This is a genomic window from Adonisia turfae CCMR0081 (genome assembly GCF_011009555.1).
GTDB lineage: Bacteria > Cyanobacteriota > Cyanobacteriia > Phormidesmidales > Phormidesmidaceae > Leptothoe > Leptothoe turfae.
Genome location: NZ_QXHD01000004.1, coordinates 3,812,036 through 3,823,033 on the forward strand (window position 1 = coordinate 3,812,036; position 10,998 = coordinate 3,823,033).

Consider the following 10,998-nt stretch of genomic DNA (forward strand, 5'->3'; position numbering starts at 1 on the left):
TTTAACGATGCCCGAGGAATTTTGGCCAAAGCGATTAACGCTCCGGCTCGCAACCAGCGATCTTTAGATTCAATTGCTTCTAACAGAATCTTATAACCTTTATTCCGTAGCCAGTGAAGCGAGGGTTGAGACCCTTGGGCTGTCCCCACGCCGTCGGTATCTTGCTCTAGTAATGGTAACAGTGGCAAGATAAACCGACGGTGGCTGAGGGATGCTAATACCTCGACTGCATTGGAGCGATCGCGACTGTCTGTGGTGGCAAAAATCTGGTTCACCGTATTCACAGTGCGGCTATGGCCCAGGCTGGACAGCACATAGAGCACCTTTTGAATCAGCCGCTGATGATAGTCTTCAATGGCAACGGCCAGGGGCTTCCAGTTGGGCTCATCCTGGGGAATCTGGGTTTGCCAACGGCGGGTGTGACCCACCTGCTGAAAATCATCTGCCAGGTGGGCATACAAAATGTCGCTGGCCTGGCGGGTGCGAATTTTACCGATAGCTGCGATCGCACTATTCACTGTCTGTCGATTATCAGACCCCAGCTGTTCCTTAGCCTCAGTCAGACCTCCCTTAGCCGCCAGCAAAGTAGCCGCCTGTTCCCGTACCCGAGGGTGAACGTCGCCTAAGGCAGTGGCCAGGGGCACCAGATTCCCATGGCTTTGTTGCCATAGGGTGAGGGCCGCAATTCTCACCCCAGGTTGCTCGTGGGAAAAATGCTGCTGAGCCAGGGCCAGGGTCTTGAGGCGGGCCGCATCGGGCATGGTTTCACCCAACTTAGCCAGGGTTTCTAGGCCTAGCTGTTTCGTGTCAGCACTGCCGTGGGGCAAAAGGCGTGTGGTCAAGAATTCCAGCAGTGTTTCATCGGCACTGCGTGCCACTACACGGATGACCGCCTTTGCCACCCCTTCATCCAGCCCATACTGTTCAATCTCTGAAAATGCCGTATCCGTGAGCGCGGTCCCCTGCAGTCTGGCCACCATGGCTAGGGATCTCAAACTTAGATCAGCCTGCGCAATCAGCTCATCCAAAATCTCATCCTCAATCGGCTGTTGCTGCACCATGAGAATTTCCAACGCCGTTAGCCGACAGGCGAGCGGCTGCTCTGGTGTCAGTTGCTCTTGCCAAACAGACCAGAGTCCGGCTTCTCCTGTCTCGTCTGGCTCTAGCTCAGCGTTTGGCCCTACCCCTTCTTCTGAAACTCCTTCGCTAAATAACGACACCACCGCCGATCGCACCTGGCGATCTGCCCCTGGCAACAGGGTCAGCACATCGTCTAAAAACTCCCCCGGTTCTCCCACCCGCGTTGCTAATTCCAGACCTTTAATCTGGTCGTAGCGCTCGTCTGACTGTAGCAGGGTCTGAATCGTTGCCTTCAGGGGTAATACCGCCTGACGGCTGGCCAGCTGATCGAGGTCAATGGCATCTGTGCGAATCAGATCCTCTAGCCCAGCGGCATAAAAGCGTCCCATGGGCAGCCGCACTAGCAAAAATAGCATGACCAGACTGCAGACTAGCCAGGTGATTTGCTCCAGACTGAGGGTATGTTCACCCAGCCATAAAAATGCGCCTGCACAGGTTAGCCCCACGGCATAGATAAACCCGTCGCTCAAGGTGCGAATCCGCCCCATAAATTCTTTGGGGATGGCGTTGTAGTTAAGCTGATGGACCGGTAGATTAATCGCTTTATAGAGGGCATCGCTGTTGAGCTGTAAACCAATGGCAGCTGGCAGCTGGCCGTTGACCCCCAGCCCCATAAATGCGGCCAGGGTGGTCAATGGAAAGACCACGTTCATGCGAGCTACCCCCAGCCAGCGCAGTAGAGGCCGAGTCAGACCGTAAAGCACCACCATTTGGACAATGCTTACCACCACTCGCATCAGGCCCAAAAAGCCAGTCAGGGCCCGTTGTGTAAACTCCTGACCGTAGATGCTAAACCAAAGAAATTCAGAACTGAGGTAAATGATCACCAGCAAAAAGCTGCTGGCCGCCAGAAAAATAACCAGTGGATAGCGCTTGGCCAGTTCGGGAAATGACTGGAGCGATTCGATGACACCAACGGTTTCACTGGGCTGTTTGCTGAGGGGGCGCTGGGTACGGTCGAGATAGGTGAGTTGCAGCAGTGCGATCGCAATCACCACTGGCAAACACAGCAGTAAATTCTGGGTGCTCAACCACCGCGATAACCCACCCACCAAACTACCGCCGACTAAGGCACCCACCGCCTGGCTAATACCAATATAGGGAGCATACTGCTTGTACTCCAGGGTATTAAAGTAGTCAGTCAGCAAACTGGGGTAAAGGATATTGTTACAAATATCCCACTGAAAAAAACTGACAATCAGTAATCCATAGTAAACAGGAGCCATGTCCAGGGGCAAAGCCAGCCGCAGAGCGACCACCAGCATCAGCAATACCACCAGTGCCCCACAAAACAGCTCAGTGCTGCGAACCCGTTGCACCACCTGGCTGATGCAGATATAGGCAGGCATGGAGCAGAGGCCAATCAAAATAAATGCGATCGGCAATCGCTCAGCTCCCAGCTGGCTAACAAAAATGGAATTAGCCACCGCGATCGCCATCACACTCTGCACCAACACCGTCACTGCAAGCAGTAACAGCTGGGTCAGCCGGCTATCCTGTAAAGATTTAAACGCGGTTAGCATCAACGACATCAGTTCATAGCTTTTCCATACTATTAAACGTCCATGACAAAAAAATGAAGAATTTAGTTATCTCGTATTGGTGTATGGCTATGAATGGGTCTAATCTTCCCCCATATCCTCTAATGCTAAAGGCTGTACAGAACGGGGTAACCGATCGATGGGTTCAATGGTGTCCAAGTCATCACCGGCTGCTGCTCCTAGGGCTTTAAATTTACGCGCACTCACCAGCACCCGATTTTCTAAAGATCCCACTGCTTTATTAAAGGTGTCGACGGTAGAATCCAACCCCCGCCGCATTTTTTGCAGATGTCCGGTAAATACCCGCATCCGGTCATACAGTTCTCGACCCAGGGTACTAATCTGCTGAGCATTTTCTGTAACGGCATCCTGCTGCCAGCCATAGGCCACGGCCTTAAGCAAAGCAATCAGTGTGGTGGGGGTGGCTAAAATCACCCGCTGGGCAATACCGGCTTCGATTAGACTAGGGTCTTGTTCCAGCGCAGCACTGAAGAAGATTTCCCCAGGTAAAAACAACACCACAAATTCAGGGCTGGGTTGAAACTGATCCCAGTAGGCTTTTTGACCCAGTTGCTGAATATGTCGACGCACCTGCTGGGCATGCTCCTTGAGTTTATTCAGCCGTAGGGCTTCATCGGTCATATCCAAAGCTTCCAAGTAAGCTGCCAGAGGAGCCTTGGCATCCACAACAATGCGGCGCTGCTGGGGTAGCTGCACCACCATATCAGGGCGTAGTGCACCGTTACCGGTCGTGACCTGCTGGGCAAAATCACAGTGCTCCACCATCCCCGCAATCTCTACCACCCGCTTCAGCTGAATTTCTCCCCAGCGACCCCGCACATTGGGAGCCCTCAGCGCCTTGGTTAAATTGGCAGTTTCCGTTTGGAGCTGCAACTGTCCTGTGGCCAGCTGAGTAATTTGCTCGCTCAGCTGACTATAGGCCGATAGCCGATTACGTTCTAAATCCTGTAAGTAGGTTTCTACTTTGCTCAAAGACGATTGCAACGGCTGCACCAGGCCATCAATGGCTTGCTGTCGTTGCAGTAACTCACTGCTCGACTGAGTATGAAACTGCCCTAGTTTTGTTTGGGCCAGGTTCAAAAACGTCTCGTTGTTAGTCCGTAAAGCTTCAGCTGAAAGGACCTTAAATGCCTCCACCATTTGCTCTCGGGCTTGGTTTAACAATGCTAGCTTTTCGTCGGTGGTCTGCTGTTGCGTTTGTAACTGGGTTTGGCTCTGGGCCAGTCGCACTATGAGCTGGCTCTTCTCTGCCTGCAACCGTTGATTTTCTGTTTGCAAAGCTACGGTCTGAGCAGCTTTACTTTCAGCCACCGCTCGCTGTGCAGCCTCCTGGGTCAGCGTTTGCCGTTCTTGTTCAAGTCTGGTCTGCAAACTGTGGATTTGTTGTTGCAGAGCGCTGAGCTGTTCATCTTTAGCGTGTAACTGCTCAATCATGGTGGCGCGTTCTGCCACCAGATCATGCTTGGCACGTTCCCTCACGGCTTGATATCGAGACTGCCAAATAAGCCAACTCATTAGACAGCCCAACCCTGCCCCTGCCAGAAAAATTACCGGCCACTGCATAGGCTAAGTACAGATTTACTATTGCACCATAGAGTATCATCCTAATTCTCAATCGTAAAATCGCTACTCAACCCGCCATAATGCGCAGGTGTTTAAGTGAGTTGCGTTGATTCTGCCGTAGTCACCGGGTACTTTCATAAAAGATATGAATAAGGGTTGATGATAAATGTGGTATTCGCAACCCATGGCTAATCTATAGACAGGGCCATTGGTCTAGTTCAGCTGAGCCATATTAACTGTGAGAACTTAAGTTTTTCTAGTGGAAAACTCAGGGTTTCAACATGGATGTGGTTTATGTTTTGATAGGAGCTGGTCTTTTTGGACTACGCGTACACATCCATTTACATTCACCGCAGCGACTAAATTCATCAAGAGCCTTATAGGGAATGACCGTTAAAAGCCCACCAGAGAAACTTCTCAGATCTCCGATATTGGACAAGCTGCCAAACTACGGAATCCAAAGCGATGAATGCCCCCGTCGGGCAAAAACGCAGCTAGACTTTATCATGCTTGCCGTTGAGGCCCTTGAACTTAATGCATCTCAAGTGATGTTGGCAGCCATCAAAGATCTGGGGCTGCAAGATGTACTTAGGAGTCGCGTTCATCTTTGGCGGTTGCGTAGTACCAATCCGCTGCGAAAATTTAATCAGCGTCAGCCCCTCACTCTAGAAGAAGCTAAGGCTCTGGTGTTAGTGGTCTGCTATCTATGTCGTAAATTAACGGTGCTGATTCGCCAGTTGTTTTTGGGCTACCAACAACTCCAAGATCACCAGCTTTCTCTCGATCACCATTTTCGCTTAGCTAAATACTTAAAGCGATTTCGCTCCCATTTCCGGGCTCGTATGAATCCCAAACGGGCGATGGTGATTACCTACAGCAAAGATGAAAAACTCGATCAGCTGGCACTCTCGCTACTAACTCAGCTCCTGATCTGTACAGGCACTCGCGGTGAAGAACGACTCTGGGCCAGCCTCTTTGATGGGGAGATATCATGACCATTAAACGACAGTATGTGCTGCCAAACTGCAGTCTAATATTAGAAGGCCTCAGTGCAGATGCCTCCAATGTGCTCTCAATACTGGCCAATGCTGAGTTTAAGATCGTAGGAATTGAACAATCTCTATCGGGGGGGACGGAGTTTTTTAAGGCGCTCAACAGTGCGGTTAGCGCCTACTGTCAACGTTTGCTGAGTGGTCTCGACCATCCCGAGCACATGGGATCCCAGACATCTCTGGTGACGGTTGAAGCGGATGAAGGCCAATACCATCGTCTCATCGTCCAGCCTGAGTGCCTCAACGACTCATCCGGTGATGAGACAGATGGGAAGGCTCCCAAAAACATTAAGCTTTCAACGGTACAGCTGTTTGATATGGCTGAGGCTATCGATCAGTTTTACGCGGATACTCAAACCTTACCCGATGTGACAGTGCCCCTTGCGCCTCTGCCTCGTAAGTATGTCAGGCCTGAGGAACCGCTAGCGAAACGAGCTGTCCCGCCAGTTCTCGGCTTAGGCACATTGGCTGTGGCTGCTCTGGGGCTGTTCTTCTTGCCGGTGCCAGAACTGACTGAACCAGAAGGCCTGCAGCAGAATTCTGCTGCATTGGAAGAGCAAATAGAGAATGAAATCGCCATTGATACCGATGCAGACGGAACGGCACCGACATCCGAGGTGCCGGAAGAGGGGGCTGAGGATGGTGAGATCAGCGAAGATGCAGAAACATCGTCTCAACCCCCTCTTATTACTGATACTGAACAGCTAACAGCTCTACAACAGCAGGTGCAAGGGCAAATTACCGACGGTTTATCCAGTGATACAACCTTTGATCAACCACTGCGCTATCAGATCTCCGTTGCTGCCAACGGCGATATTGTTGGCTATAACCCAGTGGATAGCGCTTCCCTGGAAAACTTGGATAGTACTCCCCTACCTGAACTGACCTACATTCCAGTGGATGAAACATCTGTAGCATCAGTGGCTCAGTTTGAGGTTGCCTTCGCACCAGATGGCACCGTTGCAGTGGTGTCTGACCAGCTAAGCACAGTTGAATCCGAGGCGGTGACCCCTGATGCGGTGAATCTTGAGGTGGTCGAGTCGGAGTCGGTAGAAGACGAGGATCTGCCAGAAGAGTCTGACAATGAAACATCCGAGCAATCATCCGTGCCAAACAGTGAGACTGTGACAGGGCGGAGTGCTGAAACGGCGGCTGATACCCTTGCGGCAATAACTACACCCATTCAAGACGTAGATCGTATTGATGCTCTCAATCAAGGGCTGCGACGTACCATTATCCAAAACCGTGCCCCAGATCGAACCGGACCAGAAGTGCGCTATCGGATTCGTCTCGACCAGGAAGGTAATGTGACGGGTTATGAAGCCACTAGTGCAGTTGCCGAGCGGTATGTAGATGATTTCAATCTACCGAGTCTGATCAAAGACTCTAGTGACGAGCAGCCGCAGCTGGATTTTTTAGTCGTAATTAGTGACGACAATATCGTGGAAGTTAATCCCTGGGATGGTTGGCCTGAGAATTAACTAAGTTCTTAGTTCTAAATTTTGTGGGGCTTTACGCTTCTCCATGAGTATTTTGGGTTAAGCTCACAGCTTAGAACAGCCTTGATCCTGGTCTTTACCGGATCCTCGGCACTAATCACGACTCAAGGAGCATTGCTGTGTCTAATGAGCAATACCCTGAACTTCCTTCACTCTATCCAAGCCCTGACCCCTCACCCACGGCTCCTACCATGGAGGCTGTGCCGCCGTCGCCCTCTTGTCGTCGTCGTTGGATAAACCGGGCAGGACATGGCTTACTGGCATTAGGACTATTGCTAGCCGGTGTCCCGGTTGCCTGGTTGTTGGGAATTGGTGCATCTAGAGTAGTCTCAGCCCCCACCAAACGGATGCCTCTGCAGGAAGTGGTGCTGCGGCGAACCAATCGAGTATTCACAGAAATCTATCGCTTGCCTAGCCGTTGGCGACCTGCGCCTCCTCTAGAAACTCGTATTGAACCGATACCCATACCCACTCAGCCGATTGAGCCTTTAACGACACCACCACCAGCTTTGAATAATCGAGAACGTCAGATCGCTGAGGAAGAATTCGCCGCTCTTCAGCAAGAATTTGAAACCATTCGTAAGCGTTTGTATGACTTGGAAAGCAAACTAGGTCGAGCGCAGTCCACTGCAGATGTTGAGAGTAGGCTGGCAAATTTAGAGCGACGCCTTATCCCTGACCAGGCTGATGAGCCAGGTGTGCAACCTGTTTCCACAACCGCCGTTGCCGATGAGCCGCAACCAGAAGAAAATACCCCACAGGTGCATCATCCCCTATTAGAAACCACCGAACTGAAGATCACCCTACCGAGTGATGCACTGTTTGCCCCTGGAGAAGCACGTTTGTTGGCTACTGCTCCAGAACTCCTCAACAGCATTTTTGGAGATCTTCGCCAATATCCGAAGGCTACGATTTTAATTGGTAGCCACACCGATGACCGGATGGTGCCATCCCAAAGCATGAGCTTGGCATTTCAACAGGCAAACGCCCTCAGGGCCTATCTGGCTGGCAACTTACCAGACGAAAACCGTTGGGTTACCATCGGCTATGGCCAAAGCCAGCCCATTACTGACAATAGCAACCCTCAATTTCGTCAGCGCAATCGCCGTATTGAAATTGCTATTGATCGCCGTTAGCGACATCCGGGATATCTTGCCGTATTGAAATTGCTATTGATCGCCGTTAGCGACATCCGAGATATCTTGCCGTATTGAAATTGCTATTGATCGCCGTTAGCGACATCCGGGATATCTTGCCGTATTGAAATTGCTATTGATCGCCGTTAGGGGCATGCTGATAATCAACTCACTTATTCAGTGTCCATTCCTGTAATGAAAGTTGTCTACTTTGGTACTCCACAATTTGCGGTACCTGGCCTTATTCGTCTGCTTAAAGACCCTGATTTTGATATTATTGCCGTCGTTACTCAGCCAGATAAGCGGCGGGGGCGCGGCAGTAAAGTGACCCCTTCCCCTGTGAAAACAGTGGCTACCGAAGCCGGGATTCCTGTGTGGCAACCCCAAAAAATCAAAAAAGATGCTGAGGCTCTAGACTTCCTCAGCCACTGTCAGGCTGATGCCTTTGTGGTAGTTGCCTATGGCCAAATCCTTTCCCAAGAAATTTTGGATATGCCGCGACTGGGGTCAATCAATGGTCATGGCTCGATTTTACCCACCTACCGTGGGGCTGCTCCCATTCAGTGGAGTTTATACCACGGTGAGGCGGAGACCGGTGTAACCACCATGTTGATGGATGCCGGTATGGATACAGGCCCCATGTTGCTAGAGGAAAAGATTCCCATTGGGCTCTTGGATAACGCCTGGGCAATTGCTGATACCTTGTCTAAACTCACAGCTGAGCTGCTGTTGAGCACACTTCATAAGCTAGATGGCCAAGCCATTCGTCCCATTCCTCAAATTGAGGAGCAGGCCACCTATGCGCCGCTGATTAAGAAAGCTGATTATGTCATTGACTGGCAGCGTCCGGCTCTGGATATCCATAACCAAATCCGGGGCTTCTATCCCAACTGTGTCACTCAGCTACAACAGCCGCCGCTTAAAATTAGTGAGACGATTCCTCTGTTTGATGGCGTCTGGTCTCAACTGCCTGAGGACTATCGGACTTTAAAAGATGCCTATGGGGCTCTAAAGCCTGCCGAGCCTGGCAAAGTTATGGCTGTTTGGAAAAATCATGGCCCTGTCATTGGCACAGGTGATGGATATTTATTGCTCCGTCAGGTTCAGCCAGCGGGTAAAAAATCTCAGTCTGGGTGGGCCTTTGCCAATGGCAGTCGTTTAGCTTTAGGAGAGAACTTAGGTTAGGCATAGGGGCTGCTGGTCGTCGATGGTTGCCCTTCGATACCGGGCGTTATCGGTCAGGATTGCGTATCAATTTTGGGACAAAAAAAACTCCTGGCTGAGGCCAGGAGCTTGTTTGTAGATGTCCAGGAAAAAGCTAGTCTAACCTTGGGAAAGTCCGCCAAGGTTACTTGAACATTGGCCTTAGCCAGCTGCCAAATAACCTTGGAACGTTGCCTTACGACGACGTAGATGCTTAAGGGCCTGTTGTTCTAGCTGGCGAACCCGCTCGCGGCTGATACCCATCCGCTGTCCTACCTTAGCTAGGGAGAGCTGGGTGCCGTCGATCAGGCCAAAGCGTAGATTGATCACTTCCTTCTGCTGAGGAGTGAGTTCCGTCAGCATATTGCGAATATCTTGACGCAAGGACTGCTGAACCGTGTAATCCTCAGGTGATACGGTGTCGTCCTCCAGTAGCTCCTGTAGCTCTGTATCCTGGTTGTCGCCGATGCGGACATCCAGAGATATGGGCTGACGGGACATGGTTAGGTATTCCCGTACTTGTTCAGGGGTGAGGTCAAGCTCCTGACCAATTTCACCAACCGATGGACTACGGCCTAACTTCTGGGCAAGGACGCGCTGCTCACGCTTAATTTTATTGAGCTTTTCGGTGATGTGAATGGGTAGACGAATGGTGCGTGACTGCTGTGCGATCGCACGGGTAATTGCCTGACGAATCCACCAGTAAGCATAGGTGGAAAACTTATACCCTTTCATGGGGTCAAACTTTTCGACACCGCGCTCCAGACCTAAAGTACCTTCCTGGATTAAATCTAGGAATTCTAAATTACGCTTTTGATACTTTTTAGCCACTGCTACTACAAGGCGCAGGTTAGCTTCGATCATTTTGCGCTTTGCCCGTTCACCGTGCCGTAGCTGATGGACGAGTTCTGTCTCGGAAATACCGGCAGCCTGCGACCATTCGACTCGATTCGCATCATGACCGAGTTCTTCGTCTAACTTATCTTTAGTCTCCTGCAGAGCCATCAAGCACTGTACCTGCTTACCCAACACAATTTCTTCTTCATGAGTGAGTAGAGGTACGCGACCAATCTCTTGAAGATAAGTGCGTACGGTATCAGTACTGTAGGCAACTGGTGAAGTTCGTTTTGGGGCTTTCAGCTTCGACATAGCTTGTAATGGACCTCCACTGCTGGAAAAGTGTGCCAGGTATAGGGTATTTATGAACCCTTAACCACGAGTTGAATTCGAAAGGTTGAACTTTACTGGTAATACGCAGAACACAACAAATCGGATTGCAATTAATGGAATCGCTCTAACAATCCGCTTCAAACGCCTAGGTCAAGGCTGAACATGTACCTATATTTCTGAAAAACGAACTTAAAACGGATTCATTATGAGTTTAATTTTACCCTAAGTAACACAAATGATTACACTTGATTAAACAACTCTCATAAACACATCTCTATTTCGTTACTTTAAGGTAAATAGATGAGAAATCTAAGAAGTCTCAGATTAGAGTTGGCTGAGAGAAGAGCGGGTAAACGACAATCTCCGTAGTGCTAGTATGCCTCAAGCTTTCAGGCGTTTGGGTGAGGTTTTCCTTGGGCGATAACCGAACCGAATGGGCTGATTATGGATTATTTATGCACGTATCCACAAATTCTTATACCTGTCTGTTTGAGAACTTAAGCGACTATGAAGTTTAGAGGCGAACTAGAAACAATTTTGTAGTCATTAGAACAACTTTTGTCTTGTTTCGAGACTAAACCTAGCAATTAACATCCACCATATGTGGGATGAATGAGGTCTATGAATGAAATAAATAAATCCCTTTTTTATAAACAGAATTAAGACCTTGCCA

The 10,998-nt window shown here is 50.1% G+C and carries 7 protein-coding genes; 4 read left to right on the forward strand and 3 right to left on the reverse strand.

What is annotated here, in order from left to right; translation table 11 throughout:
* Together DXZ20_RS20520 and DXZ20_RS20525 are read right to left on the reverse strand one after the other, a co-directional pair.
* On the reverse strand, positions 1–2,663 hold a 2,663-nt coding region (locus DXZ20_RS20520), incomplete at its 3' end, for an MFS transporter (protein ID WP_163703565.1).
* Positions 2,664–2,762: 99 nt separating this feature from the next.
* A complete protein-coding gene (locus DXZ20_RS20525; protein WP_163700223.1) occupies positions 2,763–4,265 on the reverse strand; it encodes a DNA recombination protein RmuC in 1,503 nt (500 codons plus the stop codon).
* Between the two features lie 386 nt (positions 4,266–4,651).
* On the opposite strand from DXZ20_RS20525, the gene DXZ20_RS20530 reads away from it, so the two are divergent.
* From DXZ20_RS20530 to fmt, 4 genes are all read left to right on the forward strand, one after another.
* Positions 4,652–5,260 carry a DUF3038 domain-containing protein gene (locus tag DXZ20_RS20530; RefSeq protein WP_163664873.1) on the forward strand — a complete coding sequence of 203 codons (609 nt, stop codon included), beginning with the start codon at positions 4,652–4,654 and terminating at the stop codon, positions 5,258–5,260.
* A complete protein-coding gene (locus DXZ20_RS20535) occupies positions 5,257–6,798 on the forward strand; it encodes a DUF4335 domain-containing protein (RefSeq protein WP_163700225.1) in 1,542 nt (513 codons plus the stop codon). The genes DXZ20_RS20530 and DXZ20_RS20535 overlap by 4 nt, the downstream gene beginning before the upstream one ends.
* A gap of 137 nt (positions 6,799–6,935) precedes the next feature.
* Complete coding sequence (locus DXZ20_RS20540; protein ID WP_163700228.1) at positions 6,936–7,952, forward strand: OmpA family protein; 1,017 nt, start codon at positions 6,936–6,938, stop codon at positions 7,950–7,952.
* 195 nt (positions 7,953–8,147) lie between these two features.
* Positions 8,148–9,137 (forward strand): methionyl-tRNA formyltransferase, encoded by a 990-nt coding sequence (fmt, locus tag DXZ20_RS20545; protein WP_163700231.1) that lies wholly within the window; start codon positions 8,148–8,150, stop codon positions 9,135–9,137.
* Positions 9,138–9,317: 180 nt separating this feature from the next.
* Here the strand turns inward: fmt and DXZ20_RS20550 are convergent, their stop codons facing one another.
* Positions 9,318–10,304, reverse strand: coding sequence for an RNA polymerase sigma factor, RpoD/SigA family (locus DXZ20_RS20550; protein WP_006514862.1), 987 nt, complete (start codon positions 10,302–10,304; stop codon positions 9,318–9,320).
* Between the last annotated feature and the right edge of the window lie 694 nt (positions 10,305–10,998).